The organism is Flavobacterium sp. B167r (genome assembly GCF_056824315.1).
Genome location: NZ_CP124859.1, coordinates 1,148,543 through 1,166,455, shown reverse-complemented (window position 1 = coordinate 1,166,455; position 17,913 = coordinate 1,148,543). Strand labels below are relative to the sequence as shown.

Annotated in this window: 13 protein-coding genes; 5 read left to right on the top strand and 8 right to left on the bottom strand. The window is 33.3% G+C overall.

The genetic code is table 11. The annotated features are described in order from the left end of the window. Nucleotides 1–131: 131 nt before the first annotated feature. The 5 genes from QLQ96_RS05335 (at nucleotide 132) to dusB (ending at nucleotide 9,528) form a co-directional block, all read left to right on the top strand. Nucleotides 132–3,806, top strand: coding sequence for a 1-acyl-sn-glycerol-3-phosphate acyltransferase (locus QLQ96_RS05335; protein WP_482496920.1), 3,675 nt, complete (start codon nucleotides 132–134; stop codon nucleotides 3,804–3,806). Beyond that, nucleotides 3,807–5,324, top strand: coding sequence for a phytoene desaturase family protein (locus tag QLQ96_RS05330; RefSeq protein ID WP_482495298.1), 1,518 nt, complete (start codon nucleotides 3,807–3,809; stop codon nucleotides 5,322–5,324). Between the two features lie 5 nt (nucleotides 5,325–5,329). Then, on the top strand, nucleotides 5,330–6,994 hold the full coding sequence (locus QLQ96_RS05325) for a C45 family autoproteolytic acyltransferase/hydrolase (protein ID WP_482495296.1): 1,665 nt from the start codon (nucleotides 5,330–5,332) through the stop codon (nucleotides 6,992–6,994). After that, entirely contained in the window at nucleotides 6,991–8,277 is a 1,287-nt protein-coding gene (gene flxY, locus QLQ96_RS05320; protein WP_482495294.1) for a flexirubin biosynthesis putative acyl-CoA ligase FlxY, read from the top strand. The genes QLQ96_RS05325 and flxY overlap by 4 nt, the downstream gene beginning before the upstream one ends. 258 nt (nucleotides 8,278–8,535) lie before the next feature. Further along, a complete protein-coding gene (dusB, locus tag QLQ96_RS05315; protein ID WP_482495292.1) occupies nucleotides 8,536–9,528 on the top strand; it encodes a tRNA dihydrouridine synthase DusB in 993 nt (330 codons plus the stop codon). A 45-nt stretch (nucleotides 9,529–9,573) separates the two neighbouring features. Here dusB and QLQ96_RS05310 read toward each other — a convergent pair whose 3' ends face one another. The 8 genes from QLQ96_RS05310 to dut form a co-directional block, all read right to left on the bottom strand. Continuing rightward, entirely contained in the window at nucleotides 9,574–11,001 is a 1,428-nt protein-coding gene (locus QLQ96_RS05310) for an MATE family efflux transporter (protein WP_482495290.1), read from the bottom strand. 172 nt (nucleotides 11,002–11,173) lie between these two features. Next, entirely contained in the window at nucleotides 11,174–12,373 is a 1,200-nt protein-coding gene (locus tag QLQ96_RS05305) for an ABC transporter permease (RefSeq protein WP_482495288.1), read from the bottom strand. Nucleotide 12,374: 1 nt separating this feature from the next. Beyond that, nucleotides 12,375–12,767 (bottom strand): 30S ribosome-binding factor RbfA, encoded by a 393-nt coding sequence (gene rbfA / locus QLQ96_RS05300; RefSeq protein WP_144216310.1) that lies wholly within the window; start codon nucleotides 12,765–12,767, stop codon nucleotides 12,375–12,377. Nucleotides 12,768–12,907: 140 nt separating this feature from the next. Then, entirely contained in the window at nucleotides 12,908–14,164 is a 1,257-nt protein-coding gene (locus QLQ96_RS05295) for a murein hydrolase activator EnvC family protein (protein ID WP_482495286.1), read from the bottom strand. Nucleotides 14,165–14,188: 24 nt separating this feature from the next. Next, nucleotides 14,189–14,968 carry a lipoprotein insertase outer membrane protein LolB1 gene (gene lolB1, locus QLQ96_RS05290; RefSeq protein ID WP_482495284.1) on the bottom strand — a complete coding sequence of 260 codons (780 nt, stop codon included), beginning with the start codon at nucleotides 14,966–14,968 and terminating at the stop codon, nucleotides 14,189–14,191. Nucleotides 14,969–14,980: 12 nt separating this feature from the next. Continuing rightward, the gene (locus QLQ96_RS05285) at nucleotides 14,981–16,330 is read right to left on the bottom strand and encodes a tetratricopeptide repeat protein (protein WP_482496918.1); all 1,350 of its coding nucleotides are present in this window, start codon (nucleotides 16,328–16,330) and stop codon (nucleotides 14,981–14,983) included. A gap of 51 nt (nucleotides 16,331–16,381) precedes the next feature. Next, a complete protein-coding gene (locus QLQ96_RS05280) occupies nucleotides 16,382–17,398 on the bottom strand; it encodes a sugar phosphate nucleotidyltransferase (RefSeq protein WP_482495282.1) in 1,017 nt (338 codons plus the stop codon). Nucleotides 17,399–17,460: 62 nt separating this feature from the next. Further along, complete coding sequence (gene dut, locus QLQ96_RS05275) at nucleotides 17,461–17,895, bottom strand: dUTP diphosphatase (RefSeq protein WP_482495280.1); 435 nt, start codon at nucleotides 17,893–17,895, stop codon at nucleotides 17,461–17,463. Between the last annotated feature and the right edge of the window lie 18 nt (nucleotides 17,896–17,913).

The window sequence follows — 17,913 nt, the reverse complement described above, 5'->3', positions numbered from 1 at the left end:
AGTGATTTTTACATCCATTTTGTCAGGCTGAGCGAAGTCGAAGCCCACGTCCAATTGGAACGCCCTTCGACTTCGCTCAGGGTGACAAACTAAAGCTAATCTTTTAATCTGTGGCAAAAAATAAAATTATCATGCATCAATATTTCTACGCCATTCATTTGTTTGTAACCCGAAGAAAATCTCTATCGGTTCTTTTGGCTATTTTGATGCTTGTTGTTTTTGGTTTCTTCGCTTCAAGATTAAAGTTTGAAGAAGATATTACCAAACTTATTCCGACCAACGACAAAACCGATGTTACTGCCAAAGTTTTAAAACAATTAAACTTTGCCGATAAAACTACCGTAATTTTCAGTTTGGATAAAAACGGTTCTGCCGAAGATTTAAAAGAAATGGCAACTGTATTTTCAGACAGCGTTTCTAAATCTTGCAAACCTTATATAACAGGAATTCAAGGAAAAATTGACGAAGAAAACATTCAAGAAACTATTGATTTTGTTTACAATAATCTTCCTCTTTTTTTAGATGATAAAGATTATGCGGCCATCGAAAAGAAACTGCAAAAAGATAGTATTGCAGCAACCGTTCAAGGAAATTATAAATCGATTATTTCTCCGTCTGGATTTATTACCAAAGATTTTATTCTGCAAGATCCATTTGGGATTTCGTTTATTGCTTTAAAAAAATTACAGCAATTAAACATTGGCGACGATTTTACACTAGAAAATGGTTTTGTAATGACGAAGGATAAAAAGAAATTGTTGCTTTTTATCACTTCGAATATTCCTTCGAGCGAAACAGAAAAGAATACCATTTTTGCTGAAAAGCTTAAATCAATTCAAGAAAATTTAAATCAAAAATTTAAAGGAAAAACTTCGATCAGTTATTTTGGTTCTGCTTTAATTGCTGTTGCAAATGCAAATCAGATTAAAGGAGATATTATTTTGACGACATCCATCGCGATGTTTACCTTAATGCTGATCTTGATTTTATTTTATCGAAAAGTTTTAATACCACTGATTATTTTTCTTCCGACGGTTTTTGGAGGATTGTTTGCGGTTGCCTTTTTGTATTTCGTTAGAGAACAAATTTCAGCTATTTCATTAGGAATTGGTTCTATTTTATTGGGAATCACAATTGATTATTCGATTCATATTCTCACGCATTACAAACACAACAGCGATGTAAAAACATTGTACAAAGACATTACAATGCCGGTGATTATGAGCAGTTCTACAACTGCCGTTGCGTTTTTATGTTTGCTTTTTGTAAAATCGGATGCGCTGAATGATCTCGGAATTTTTGCTGCTGTTATCGTTATGGCTTCGGCTATTTTCTCGCTTTTGATTATTCCTCATTTATATAAACCGAAAGAAAATCCGGCAGAACACAAGAAAAATGTCATCGATAAAATGGCTCATTTTTCTTTTCATAATAATAAAATCTTAATCGGACTTTGCGTTATCATTACCATTATTTGCTGTTTTACTTATAATGATGTTAGTTTTAATAACGATTTGTCACAGCTGAATTTTATCCCAAAAGATATTAAAGCTGCTGAAAAGCAATTGGAAGAAAGCACGAGCTTAACTTCCAAAACGATTTACGTGGCTTCTTACGGAAAAACTATGGAAGAAGCTTTGCAGCATAATAGTCTTCTTTTCGAAAATTTAAATACAGAAAAACAGCAGGATAAAATTCTAAATTTCAGTTCGGTTGGCGGAATTGTACTTTCCAAGGCAGCACAACTTCAAAAAATTGAGAAATGGAATTCATTTTGGAATTCGCAGAAAAAACAATTCGTAAAATCAGAATTAATTGCTGAAGGCGCTAAACTTGGTTTTAAACCGACAACTTATAATTTGTTCTTTGACCAATTAGATTCAGATTTCAAACCAATTTCTTCAAATGATTATCTTCAAATAAAAGCACTTCAGCTACAAGAATTCATCACAGAGAAAAATGGTTTTTATACGATTTCTTCTTTGGTAAAAGTCGCTCCAGAACAGCGTGATGCTTTTGTAAAATCTACTTCTAAAACAGAAAATGTGATTGCAATCGATCGTCAGCAAATGAACGAAACATTTTTCAGCACTTTAAAAACCGATTTCAATTCGCTTGTAAATTATTCTTTTGTCGCTGTAATTTTAATTCTATTTTTCTTTTTCCGAAGAATCGAATTGGTTATTATCAGCTGTATTCCAATTGCTTTAACGGGAATTGTAACCGCAGGAATTATGAGCGTTTTTGGCATTCAAATGAATATTTTCAGCATGATTGTCTGCACTTTAATTTTTGGTCATGGAGTCGATTTCAGTATTTTCATGACAAGCGCATTACAAAAAGAATATTCAAACGGAGTCAACGAAATTGCCATTTATAGAACGTCAATCATTTTGGCGGTAATCACGACAATTTTAGGAATCGGCGCGATGATTTTTGCCAAACATCCAGCACTTACGTCAATTTCATCGGTTTCATTAATTGGGGTTTTTGCCGCGCTGATTATTACATTCATTTTCTATCCGATTTTATTCAAAGTCTTTTTGTCGAATCGTCCGAAAAAAGGAAATCCTCCTTTTCAGTTGCGAACTTTCACTCATGGTGTAATTTCATTTGCTTATTATGGTTTGGGCGGAATTGTAATGTCAATTTTCAGCTTTACGCTAATGCCGATTTTGCCTTTTAGTAAAAAGTCAAAAATGAAAGCTTTCCGATATGTGGTTTCAAAATTCATGAAATCGGTATTGTATTCGAATCCGTTTATTCGCAAAAAAGTCATTAATAATTTCAATGAAACTTTCGAAAAACCAGCCGTGATTATTGCCAATCATTCTTCATTTCTGGACATTTTATCCATCGGAATGCTGAGTCCAAAAATCATTTTCTTGGTAAGCGACTGGGTTTACAACTCTCCTATTTTTGGCGGCGTTGTGAGAAAAGCAGGTTTTTACCCTGTTTCTGAAGGTCTTGAAGGCGGAGTCGAACATTTACGCAAAAAAGTAAACGAAGGATATTCGTTAATGGTTTTTCCAGAAGGAACGCGATCAGAAAACAATGTTATCAAGAGATTTCATAAAGGTGCTTTTTTCCTTGCCGAAGAATTCAAAATAGATATTCTTCCTGTTGTTATTCATGGTGCTTCGGAGTTAATTCCGAAAGGCGATTTTGTCATTCATCACGGAAAATTAACCGTTACAATTTTAGAAAGAATCACACCTGAAAATCTTTCATTTGGAACTAATTATACGGAAAGAACTAAACAAATAAGTGCTTTCTTTAAAGGAGAATATCGTAAAATTCGCGAACAACTCGAAGATCCAGATTATTTCAAAACCATGCTCATTAACAGTTACGATTATAAAGAAATCGAAATTGGAAATAGCGTCAAAAAAGATTTAAAACAAAATCTAGAAACGTATTACAACCTAAACAAATACATTGCGCCAAAAGCAAAACTGCTTCATTTAGGAAACGATTACGGGCAATTGGATGTCTTGTTGGCGCTGCAGGAACCACAACGAAAAATAGTTTCTTTTATAAATGACGAAGAAAAATTGCTGGTTGCCAAAACGAATTATTTAGTCAAAAAGAGAAAAATAACCTATCTCGAAAAATTAGAATCAGCAATTGAAAATCATTACGATATCCTTTTAATTTCTGATGAAAGTTATGAAGCGGAAATCGAAAAAATAATTTCAACCACTTCTTCTATAATTTTAGTGAATTGTTCTCGTTTAAAAAATCAGTTAAAGGATTTTGAAATTGTTTCTGAAGAAAATGCTTTAATCGTTTTAAAGAAAAAATAAATGAAAAAACAGTACGATGTAGTCATAATTGGCAGCGGTTTAGGCGGATTGGTTTCTGCTGTTATTCTGGCAAAAGAAGGCTACAGCGTTTGTGTACTCGAAAAAAACAATCAATATGGCGGAAATCTTCAGACTTTTGTAAGAGATAAAACCATTTTTGACACTGGAATTCATTACATCGGAGGTTTAGGCGAAGGCCAAAATCTTCATCAATATTTCAAATATATTGGAATAATGGATCATTTGAATCTAAAAAAATTAGACGAAAATAGTTTTGATATTATTTCTTTTGATGACGATAAAACCGAATATCCGCATGCGCAAGGTTTCGAAAATTTCATTGAAAAACTAACTCAATTTTTTCCTGAAGAAAAAGAAAATCTAGAAAGTTATTGCCAAAAAATAAAAGCGGTTTGCAAAACATTTCCACTTTACAATCTAGAATCTGAAGGAAAATATGAAGATGAAATTCTAACGCTTAACGCGAAAGAAACGATCGATTCTTTTACTCAAAATGAGAAACTAAAAGCGGTCTTGGCAGGATCTAATTTTCTTTATGCCGGAATTGCTGACAAATCGCCATTTTACGTTCATGCCTTAGTGGTCAATTCATACATCGAAAGTTCGTGGCGATGCATAAATGGCGGAAGTCAAATTACGAAACAGCTTCTGAAACAGCTTAAAAAATTCGGAGGCGAATTCTTCAAACACAAAGAAGTAACGCAATTTGAAGTTGAAAATCAAAAGGTAAATTCAGTTAAAATGAAAGACGGAACAGAAGTTTCTGGAACGTATTTCATTTCGAATATTGAACCGAAAACAACTTTGAAAATGGCGGGTCAGGAAAATTTCAGAAAACCGTTTTTCAATAGAATTCAGAATCTTGAAAGTGTTCTTTCTGCTTTCAGTTTATACATTGTTTTCAAACCGAAAACTTTCAAATACATCAATCATAATTATTACCATTTTAAAAGTCCAGAAGATGTTTGGACTTCGTATGAATATGACGAAAATTCGTGGCCGAAAACTTTTATGGCATCTATGAATCCGTCGAAAAAAGACGAAGAATGGGCAGACGGAATGACGTTTTTAACGTACATGAAATATGATGATGTTAAGGCTTGGGAAGACACCTTCAACACCACTTTTGAAGAAAACGAAAGAGGCGAAAGTTACGATGATTTCAAAGCCAAAAAAGCTGCAAAGTTTTTAGAAGAAATCGAGAAAAAATTTCCTGGAATAAAAGATTGCATCAAATCGGTGCATACTTCTACTCCACTTTCGTACCGAGATTATATTGGCGGAGACGGTGGAAATATGTACGGATATGTTAAAGATTCAAATAATCCGATGAAAACGATGATTCCGACTAAAACTAAGGTAGAAAATCTTTATCTTACAGGCCAAAGTATTAACATGCACGGTGTCTTGGGAGTTACGGTTGGAGCGGTCTTAACTTGCTCAGAAATTGTAGGAAAAGAATATCTGCTGGGAAAAATTAAAAAAGCATCAGAATAATCATTATGAAAAACCGAATTTTTTACCTCTTCCTCATCGGTTTTTTAAGCTTGCTGATTTCCTGCGGTACTTCCAAATCAAAAAAACATACGCCTGATATTTCAGCTTTTAACAATACAAAACCTGTCGTTGAGAAATTATCCGACAGCGTTTTCATTTCTGGAAAAAATTCACTTTTAAAAAATAAACAAGGTCTTTGGGAATTGTATGTCGAAGGAGATCCACTAGAAATCGGACTTTCAACTGGCGCTTTGACTGATTCGCTTTTGCATAAACAGCAACGTATTTTTTTCTCTAAGATTACAGATCTTATTCCGTCAAAATTTCAGCAGAAACTGCTTCGGCATTTTCTAAAATGGTACAATCGCAAACTGTATTTAAATGTTCCTGATGAATATCAAACGGAGATTTATGGCGTTTCTCAATATACTTCAAACGAATTTGACAATATCGCTCCTCAATATCAGCGTGGTTTGTATTTGCACGCGGCACACGATATTGGCCACGCATTGCAAGATTTGGCTTTGGTTGGCTGTTCTTCATTTGCCGCTTGGAATGAAAAATCGGAAGATGGAAATTTGATCTTGGCGCGAAATTTTGATTTTTATGTGAATGACGCTTTCGCGGAAAATAAAATAGCTGCCTTCATAAAACCAAAAGAAGGATTTCCGTTTATGATGGTGACTTGGCCTGGAATGATTGGCGCGGTTTCTGGAATGAATCTCGAAGGTTTGACTGTCACGATAAACGCTTCTAAATCTAAAATTCCGCTTAGCGCGAAAACTCCGATTTCGATTTTAACTCGTGAAATTTTACAGCACGCCAAAAATCTAGATGAAGCAATTGCTATCGCAAAAAAAAGAAAAGTATTTGTTTCTGAATCGATTATGGTCGGAAGCGCCAATGATAACAAAGCCATTTTAATTGAAGTTTCACCAAATAAAATGGACGTTTACGATGTTCCGAACAGTGATCAATTAATTTGTTCGAATCATTTTCAAGGCGAAGCTTTTGCAGCAGACAAACGAAATCTGGAGCAAATTGCCAACAGCCATTCTGAATATCGATATGAAAGAATGCAGGAATTGCTGTCTGAAAACCCAAAAGTAAATCCTGAAATTGCTTCGGAAATTCTTCGAAATAAAGACGGTTTAAAAAATGAAATTTTAGGTTTTGGCAACGAAAAAGCTTTAAATCAGCTTTTGGCGCATCACGGAATTATCTTTAAACCAAAAGAAAAATTGGTTTGGGTTTCTGCAAATCCTTTTCAATTGGGCGAATTTGTTTGTTATGATTTGAATTCGATTTTCGGCGAAAGCCAAAATTCAACAAAATCGTTTCAGAAAGAAAATTTGAATATTGCAAAAGATCCTTTTGTGGAAACTGTTGCTTTTCAGAATTTTAAAAAGTTCAAAATTGAAGATCATAAATTAGATTCTATTTTAGAAAAGAAAGAAACCGTTTCTCCAGAATTTCTTCAGAATTATCAAGCATTAAACCCGAATTATTGGGTTGTATATTATAAGACAGGATTGTACTTTTACCAAAAAAAGGAATTTCTTCAGGCAAAGCTAAATTTTGAAAAGGCTTTGAGTCATGAAGTCACTACAGTTCCTCAGAAACAAGAAATTGAAAAATATTTAAAAAAAGTCAAAAGAAAATTAAAATGATTCCAGCAATAGAAAAAGATTCTTTAGAAGAAATTAAAGTTTTTCAAGAACAAAAATTAGTTGAACTTCTAGAATATATCAGCGAGAATTCTCCGTTTTACAAAAGACTTTTTGCTGGACAAAATATTGATATTTCGAAAGTTAAAACACTGGAAGATTTACAATTTTTACCTGTTACAACCAAAGAGGATTTACAACAATATAATGATGATTTCTTGTGTGTTCCACAGCATAAAATTATCGATTATGCTACAACTTCTGGAACTTTAGGAGATCCTGTAACTTTTGGTTTAACCGATTCTGACTTAGATCGATTGGCTTATAATGAAGCGATTTCTTTCGCTTGCGCCGGAATTGCAGAAGGCGATGTTGTACAATTAATGACGACAATTGATAGAAAATTTATGGCTGGTTTGGCTTATTTTCTTGGTCTTCGAAAATTGAAAGTTGGTGTAATTCGTGTTGGCGCTGGAATTCCAGAAATGCAATGGGATTCGATTTTAAAATACAATCCGAGTTATTTAATTACGGTCCCTTCTTTCCTTTTGAAATTAATTGAATATGCCGAAATCCACGGAATCGATTATAATAATTCAAGTATAAAAGGTGCAATTTGCATTGGAGAATCTTTGAGAGAACAAGATTTTTCAATGAATATTCTATCGAAAAAAATCACCGATAAATGGAATATTAACTTGTTTTCGACTTATGCTTCTACTGAAATGAGTACTGCTTTTACAGAATGTGAACATGGAAAAGGTGGGCACCATCATCCAGAATTAATTATTGTTGAAGTTCTGGATGAAAATAATATGCCTGTTAAAAACGGTGAAACTGGTGAGCTGACTTTTACCACTTTAGGAATTGAAGCAATGCCTTTGTTGCGTTTTAAAACTGGAGATATTGTACAGTTTCATGACGATCCTTGCGAATGCGGCAGAAATACTTTACGTGTCGGACCTGTTGTTGGTCGAAAAAAACAAATGATCAAATATAAAGGAACAACATTGTATCCGCCTGCGATGAATGATGTTTTGAGCAGTTTTGATAATATTGAAAATCATTTGATTGAAATTTCAACGAACGATTTAGGCACAGACGAAATATTAATTAAAATTGCTGTAAAAAATCAGTCTCCAGAATTTTTACAGGAAATAAAAGATCACTTTAGAGCAAAATTGAGAGTAACTCCAAAAATAGAATTGGTTTCAAAAGAAATTCTTAACCCTATCGTTTTTAATCCAATGAGTCGAAAACCAATTCGATTTTTTGATTACCGATAATTACACCATAAATATTTTCACCATATAAGTAATATAAGTTCATTTAAAACTTTGTGTAAATGCGAATCGCAAAACTATGTGAATTTAAATTAGTGAAACGCCTTTTTTTAAAGTTGCAATTTTCTATGTATCTATGTGTTAAAATATTTACGTTCCAATTTAAATGAACTTATATCGCTTATATGGTTTAATTTCAGCTTCTTAATTGTTTTGCTGTGAATTGAACTAAATGTTGTAATTTTGCAAAAAATATTGAAGATGGTCAAGATTGGCAACATAGAATTACCCGAATTTCCTTTATTACTCGCACCGATGGAAGATGTTAGTGATCCGCCGTTTCGCAGATTATGCAAAACGCATGGTGCTGACATGATGTACTCTGAATTTATTTCGTCGGAAGGATTAATTCGTGATGCTATAAAAAGCCGCATGAAGCTGGATATTTTTGATTATGAACGTCCTGTCGGAATTCAGATTTTTGGCGGTGATGAAGAAGCAATGGAAATGTCTTCTAAAATTGTTTCTACCGTAAAACCTGATTTAGTGGATATCAATTTTGGTTGTCCGGTTAAAAAAGTAGTTTGTAAAGGTGCTGGAGCTGGAGTTTTAAAAGATGTTGATTTGATGGTTCGTTTGACTCAAGCCGTTATCAAAGGAACTGATTTGCCTGTAACCGTAAAAACGCGTTTAGGTTGGGATGAAAACTCGATTAATATTGATGAAGTTGCTGAAAGACTTCAAGATATTGGTGTTCAAGCTTTAACGATTCACGCAAGAACTCGTGCTCAAATGTACAAAGGTCATTCTGACTGGTCGCACATTGCGCGTGTAAAAAACAATCCAAGAATTACAATGCCTATTTTCGGAAATGGCGATATCGACAGTCCAGAAAAAGCATTAAAATATAAAAACGAATACGGAATTGACGGTATCATGATTGGTCGTGCTGCGATTGGTTATCCGTGGATTTTTAACGAAATAAAACACTATTTTAAAACGGGTGAGCACTTACCTGCTCCAACGGTTATTGATCGTGTTGAAGCGGCTAGAAATCATTTGCAATGGTCAATGGATTGGAAAGGCGAACGTTTAGGTATTGTAGAAATGCGTCGCCATTATACCAATTATTTCAAAGGAATTCATTCGTTTAAAGAATTCAAACAAAAATTAGTTACTACTGATGCGCCTGAAGATTTATTCGCTATTATGAAAGAAATCGAACAGGTTTACGCAGGATACGAATTTGCTTAAAACATAAAAAAGACCTTCAATATTGAAGGTCTTTTTTATGTTTTATTATACTTGAACTCTCTTCCACTTTCCTCTTTTATAGAAAAAAATTCCTGCCAAAGTAATTGCGGTTTCAGCAACCGGAATAGCAATGAAAATTCCCGTTGGTCCCATATTGAAATGTTTCGCTAATACAAAAGCTAATGGAATTTGGAACAACCAAAAACCGAAAAAATTAATTCCTGTTGGTGTCCAAGTATCTCCTGCCCCATTGAAAGTATTGATGAGAACCATTCCGATTCCGTAAAAAATAAATCCGATGCTCATAATTTGCAATGCTTCAATTGCAACGGTTTTTACTTGTTCGTCATTCGTGAAAAACGAAATGATATACTGTCCAAGACCCAAAGTAATAATCATAATCGTAGCCATGAAAATCACATTATATCTTGCAGTCGTATAAACCGATTTTTCGGCACGTTCTATTTGTTTCGCACCTAAATTTTGCCCAACCAAAGTTGCTGCAGCATTACTTAATCCCCAAGCTGGAAGGATGAAAAACATCATAATTCTTAATGCCGTTTGATATCCCGCAGAACCGTGATCGCCTCCTGTTGTTGCGACTAATTGTGCCAAGAAAATCCAACTGCAAGATGCAATTACAAATTGTAAAATTCCTGGAGCTGCAATTTTTACTAAAGCTTTTATCTGTTTAAAATCTGGAACGAAATAGGAAATCTTTATTTTTAAAACTCCATTTCCAAAAAACAAATGATACACTTGATAAAAAACGCCTATACTTCTTCCGATAGTCGTTGCCAAAGCTGCTCCCACTAAACCGAAAGCTGGAATGAATCCGAAACCATTAATTAAAATCGGACATAAAATAATATTACAAATATTGGCGATCCAAAGACTTTTCATTGCAATTGCTGCATTTCCAGCTCCTCTGAAAATTCCGTTTATCAAAAACAAAAGCATAATACACAAACTTGAACCAATCATAATTTGTGTAAATCGGAAACCATGTTCAGCTGATTCTATTGAGGATCCCATTAGAATCAAAATGTCTTTGGCATAAATAATTCCGAAAATGCTCAATAAACTATTAACTGCAAAAGCAATAATAATCGCTTGCATTCCAGCTTTCGCTGCAGCGACAGGATCTTTTTCTCCTATACGTCTTGCTACAACTGCTGTTGCTGCCATACTCATTCCGATGGCAAGAGAATAAATTACAGTTAATACCGATTCAGTTAAACCAACGGTCTGAATAGCAAAGCTGCTATGTTCTAAATGTCCAACGAAATACAAATCGACCAATGCAAAAACCGATTCCATCATCATTTCCAAAACCATCGGAATAGCCAGTAGAATTACAGCTTTTTTTATACTTCCAGAAGTATAGTCAAAAGATTCGTCGCCTTTTAAGGCTTGTTTTAAAGTGGTAAAAATTTTAGAAAAGAAGCTTTTCTTTATAATTGTTTCTGTCATGATATTTTAGGATAAATGATAAAATTGGTCCAGATGTAGTTGCAATCTGAACTAAAAAAGTAAACGTAAGTATCCTAATTATTCTTAAAAAATAAAATAGGATTAGGCAGAAACAATCATATGCTGTAGTTTTTTAAGGCGGTAAATATAATTAATATTTCTTAAGAAGTTATTAATCAAGCAGTTTTTTACTAACTCGGCTGCTTGCAATTAATGAAGCCACAAAACCTAATGAAATAATTGTGGTCATGACAATAAGAACATTTTCTACCGTAAAAACAACTGGATAAGCCAAAATTGGCGTAATCATGATAAGTTCAAACTTTTGTTGTAGTAGTACAAGTATTATCCCTAAAGCCAATCCGATTAAACCTCCAAAAACACTTAATAAAGTTCCTTGAAGCAAAAATATTTTTCGAAGGCCGCTGATATCTGTTCCTAAATTGAAAAGGGTTTTAAGATTTCCTTTCTTTTCTAAAATCATCATAATCAAGGCGCCGATCAAATTAAAAAGCGCCACAATGATCACTAATGTAAAAATCAGATAAACTGCAATATTTTCGGTGTTGAGCATTCTATACAAAGACTCGTTCAGCTGTGCTCTATTTTTTAAAGTGATTTTATTTTTAAAAATAGAATTGAGCTGTGTCTTTATTGCTCCTTCATCTGCGTTTTCCTTTAATTTAAATTCAATTCCAGAGATTTGATTGGGTTTGTACATTAACAATTCCTGCGCCAATCCTAAATCTGCAAATACATATTTTGAATCTAAATCTTCGCTAATCGAATAAATACCAACAGGTAAAACATCTGTTTTTGTAAAAGCTTCTTCCGGATTTTCAATTGCTCCTTTTCCAGGTTTAGGAGCAAAAATCTGTAGCGGATTTTCAAAATCAAGAATTCCCATAGAGAAATTTTGAGCTAATCCGTATCCAATTACAACTTGAAAACTATCCGGCTTAAGCCACTGACCATTAAAGAGTTTCTTCTTGATATCGTTTACAACTGGATATAAACTATCAACTCCTTTTAAGTAAGTTACTTGCTGTTTGTCTTTAAATAAAAACAGAACACGTTCTTCTATTATTTTTGTGTAAGAAGCAACACCATTTATTTTTTTTACCTGATTTTCTTGATCGGGTGTAAGTAAAAAAGACTTTCCGTAAGTACTCACCAACTTTAAGTCGGGATCTATTTCATTGGTAAACGAAAGACTAAAAACTTTAAGCCCGCTGAAAACAGATAAAACTACAAACAAAGCCATCGTACCAACAATGATTCCCATGCTGGCAATACGATTAATGATATTTATAGCATTGTTTTTACTACTGCTAAAAATATAACGCTTGGCTATGTATAAAGGGAAATTCAAATTACGACTTTCTTCTTTTTTCTAAAAGGTCACGATTTTCAATTGGGTTTTCTTTTCCTGCAAGTGCATTGTCGATTTTCTCAATATAATCCAAAGAGTCATCAATAAAGAAGACCAAATTCGGAACACGGCGTAATTGTAAACGCACGCGTTGCGATAAATCATGTTTGATTAAAGTTGTATTTGTTTTTATTGCCTCTAAAGTTTCTTTGGCTTTTTCTTGTGGAAAAATACTTAAATATACCGTTGCCACAGATAAATCTGTAGTAACACTCACTTTGGATACAGAAATTACCAAGTTTGTAATTCCGTTTTTTCTCACTTCACCTTGCAAAATGTCAACCAGATCTTTCTGAAGAACACCGCCTATTTTTTTCTGTCTATTTGTTTCCATAGTGCAAAAATACTATTTTTAAATTCAATCGTATAATTTCAGCTTAACGAAAGAAATAATTTCTTTTTATGCTGATTTCAATTTGAAATCAAGCTTTCTTTATTCTATAAAAAAGGGAGCAAAAACGCTCCCTTTGATTTTTATCTGCTTTGCAGCCAACCTTCCGGATTATTATTTGAAGTGTTTTGTAGAATCAAGAATTTAATGATTGTTTTTCCTGTGTCTCCACTTGTTCTCACTTTTCCAATATTTTGCTTGATAGTCACTTTATCTCCTTGACTAACTGATACAGAACTTAAGTTTTGATATACTGTGAAAAAATCTCCATGCTGAATCACAACTGCCTTGTTCACTGGTGACAAAACGATTACTTTAGAAACTTCTCCAGCAAATACTGATCTAGCACTTGCACCATCTTCTGTTGTAATCTCCACTCCAGAATTATGAACCGTAATTGAAGGATGCAGCGGGTGTGGCTGATCTCCATATCCTAGAGAGATAAATCCTTTTTCTACTGGCCAAGGCAACCTTCCCCTGTTTGCTTTAAAATCTGCAGCCAAGATTTTATCTTCTGGTGTTAATGCAATTTTAGAAGAAGAAACTGGTGCCGTTTTTGTTTCAGGTGAACCCGGATTAGCTTTTGCTCTTTCTGCAGCTGCTTTTCTGTTTGCTTCTGCAATGGCTTCACGAATTAAACGGTCAATTTGCTTGTCAATTCGTTTTGACTCATTTTGCTTAGATCGAATATCTGCAGCAATTTTATTTTTATCTTTTTTAAGCGAATTAACTAATTTTTGCTGTTCTTTTTTCTCTACTTCAAGAGTAACTTTTTCTTTTTGATTCTCAACAATAATCTTCTTTTTTACCTGTCTTTGTCCATCCAATTTTGCATTAAATTCAACTAATTGAGCACTTTTAGATTGAATTTCAATACCTTGGTTTTTTCTAAAAGTAGTGTATTGCTTTAAATATTGTGCTCTTTTGTAAGCTTGCAAGAAACTTTCAGAAGATAAAATAAACATTGCACGGCTTTGCTCCGAACGGCTTTTGTATGATTTTAAAATCATTTCAGCATAATCTTCTTTTAGAACTTTTAATTCTTTTTTAAGTTTATTAACCTGAACCTGATTAATGTACATGTCATTACTAAGCAGTCTTTCTTGTTTTGCCGTTGTATTAATTAATTTTTCTTTTAGCTTGATTTTGTTTGCCTGAATCAAATATTCATTCACAGCAGATTTCTCTTTTTTTCGAACAGACTGCAGCATCTTTTCGTTATCTCTGATTTCCTGCTGAATTTGAGCTTTACGCTGCTCCAGTTTTTCTTGCTGAGAATCTTGCGCCCACACAAATGTAGTGGCACAAACTAAAACTAGGCTTAGGAGAAATTTTGGCATGTTTATGTTTTTATTTTTGCAAATTTACTTAATTGTAACTTTTTTATAACCGCTTGGAACACTATACGGAAAAGAAAGTTCTTCATTAAATGAAATATTGTTATAATTCAAGTTAATACTTGTTTTGCCTTTTGGCTGAATTGCATTGATTTCGATACTTGTTGGCAACGTTCCTTGATCAAAATTTTTAGCGTCTGAATAGGCAATTTGCAACGTTCTATTTTCTGATGGCTGCGAAATCTCTTCCTTCTGAATTAAATATTTTTCTCCATCTAAGAAAAAGGTTTTCTTCAAATTAGCATCTTTTTCTTCGTCTAATCTGAATAAATTTTCTACAATAGTTTGCGTATATTTTCCTTTTCTTAAATCGTCAAAAGCTTCTCCAACCAACAGATTCTGAACTTTAGAATAATCTAAATCTGTTCCTAACCATTTGCTTAAGCTACTAAAATCACCTTCATAATAAGTGCTGTTTATTTTCTCATAATAGCTTACTGCATCTGGTGTGATTAAGGCTTTTGCCATCGTAATTCCTAAGAAACGAACGCTTATTAAAATCTGTTTGTCTTTTTGGATTCTGATTTCAGCTGTAACATTTTGACTTTGTTTTTCATCAGCGTATCTTGCACTTGCTTTTATGTATAAAGTCGAAAAATCTAACTTATTATCGTAATGCTTTTCGATTACTTTTTTGTCTTCTTTTGGTGCAATTGCCTGGCTTGTATTTCCTTGCACCGCTACTGCTTTTGATTTACATGAAATTACAGCAATAGACAATACTAGTATTGATATATATTTTTTCATCTGAATTCTCTTTTATTTTTTCTTCTTTAATAATTCATTTGCCTTCAAAAAGTATTCCTCTTTTTTCTTTGCATCTCCCAATCCATTGTATGCCTCTCCTAACTGAATATTAAAATTTGATTCTAATTTTACGTCATCCACTACATAATCAAGACCCATTTCTAAGACGGTTTTGGCATTTTTAAATTGTTTCAGCTGATTGCTTCCTAAACCTGCATAGTAATAAAACTGAGCCTGACTTGGATAAACTTCAATCAACATCATGGCTCTTTTTGTCATTGGATCATATTTTTTCGCCTGAGAATATGCTTCTAATAATAACATATTGGTCTCAAGATCAGTATCTGAATTGACGCTTAAATCTTTTTCATAATATTTAATAGCATTTTCAAACTGTCCTTTGCTATGATAAAATTTTCCAATTTCTTTGGCAACATCAACATCTTTATCATTGTCAAAATAAGAAATGGCTTTTTCTAAATCGGCAGAATACTGTGGATTTTTGTTTGCGTAAATCAAAAACTCATTCAAAGTTCTATGTTTGATTTTTGAATCGATTTTTGAACTTGCTAAAATCACATTCATCGACTTGATAGCTTTATCTGCTTGATTGGCATCCAAATATCCTTTGAACAAACTCACCTGCGCCCATTCTGAATTTGGAATTTCTTTTGCCAATTGTTTTGCAACTTCTAGCGATTTTTCATTTTCGTTATTCTTGGAATACAAAAAAATCAGATTTACATAATTCGATTCTTCTTTCGGATTTTTTTTAATCTGTTCAACTAAATTATTAATTTCAGCATTCTGATATTTTCCTTGCGATAAAATCTGTGCTTTATAAATTTCGCGATCAGAAGATTTTCCGAACTTATCATTCATTTCGTTTATCGCAGTCAAAGCCTTATCGAACTGATTGGTAATCATGTACAACGAAATCAAATCGTCTTTATATTCTTCGTCAAAAACAATTATTTTTTGAATAATTTCAATTGCTAAAGGATAGTTTTTTGTCTCGAAACTTACATCGTAAATTCCAAGCCAAAACCATTTGTTTTTAGGATCAAGCTGTGTCGCTTTTTCAAAAGCATCTTGCGCATTCTGATATTGTTTAAGCGCCAGATAGTTTTTTCCTAACTCAAAATAAGCAACTGCATCATTGGGTTTAAGTTTAATACATTTCTCCAATGATACAATGGCTTTATCATAATTTTCAATTCCTTTTTGTTTTAAAGATTCATAAAATGAGTCTTGATATTCATCTGTTGCCATAGCAATATCTTCGGGTTCTGTCTGTGCAAAAACCGAAAATGATGTGCTAAATAAAGCAAAAAACAAAACTGTAAAAACTCTTTTTTTCATCATTTGTAAAAACTACTTTCTAAACAAAACGAAATTTTGTTAATTTTTATTTTATTCTAATACAGCGTAATCTCCAATACTAACGCTTGTAAATTTACCATCGTAACTTACATGATTTCCAATCATTGCATTATCAAGACTAGCATTTTTAATTTTAGAATACGTTTGAACAAGACTATTTTTGATTGTACTGTCTGTTACATGGCATCCTTTTCCAAGAGAAACATTGGGACCAATTGTAGTGTTTTTCAAAACCACATTTTCTCCAATATAACAAGGAGGAATGATTGTTGAATTTTCTAAAGTAACACCATAATCTACTAAATGTTCTCCATCGTTATGAAGAAAACCTAGCATTCTTGTATTAGTTTCAACTGTAACATCTTTATTACCACAGTCCATCCACTCATCAACGCTTCCAGTTTTAAAAACCTTTCCGTTAGCCATCATTGCTTTGATACCGTCATTAATCTGGTATTCTCCACCATTCTGAATATTATTATCTAAAACATTTTGAAGTTCGTTTCTTAAAATTCCAACTTCTTTAAAATAATAAATTCCGATAACGGCTAAATCGCTAACAAATTCTTTTGGTTTTTCAACCAATTCTATAATTTCATTATTCTGATTTAGTTTTACAACACCAAAAGCCTCCGGCTGATCAACTTGTTTTACCCAAATTACAGCATCTGCTTCTGGATCCAATTCGAAATCTGCTCTGATTAAAGTATCAGCATAAGCAATTACAGCTGGCCCAGACAAAGAATCTTTTGCACACATAATAGCGTGTCCAGTTCCTAGTGGCTGATCTTGACGGTAGATTGATGCTTTTGCTCCCAATCCTTTTGCTAAATTTTCTAAACTTGCTACAACATCATCTCCAAAAAAAGCTTCGTCACCTAAAATAAAAGCAACTTCTTCAATTGGTTCTTTCAATATTTTGGCAATATCTTCAACTAAACGGTGTACTATAGATTTTCCAGCAACTGGAATTAACGGTTTTGGAACTGTTAAAGTATGAGGCCTCAATCTTGATCCGCGGCCTGCCATTGGCACAATTATTTTCATTCTTTATTTGATTTTTATGGGAAGATTAAAAAATCTTCATTGGGTTTGGTCTTTCCTTTTTTTTATTTCACTCCAGTACTTCCAAAGCCTCCTTCACCTCTTGATGTTTCAGAAAGTGTTTCAACTTCAATCCATTCTGCTCTTTCGTGTTTAGCAATAATCAGCTGTGCAATTCGTTCTCCATTTTCGATTACAAAATCGTCATTAGATAAATTTACTAAAATTACTCCTATTTCTCCTCTGTAATCTGCATCAATAGTTCCTGGCGAATTTAAAACAGTTACGCCTTTTTTTGCAGCCAGACCGCTTCTTGGTCTTACTTGTGCTTCGTAACCAATTGGCAATTCTATAAAAAGTCCTGTTTTTACAATAGTTCTTTCTAAAGGTTTTAACGTAATTGGTTCTATAATATTGGCACGCAAATCCATTCCTGCAGATGCAATCGTTTCATAATTTGGTAAATCGTGCTGTGATTTATTGATAATTTGAATTTTCATTGTTTTGAATATAATTTT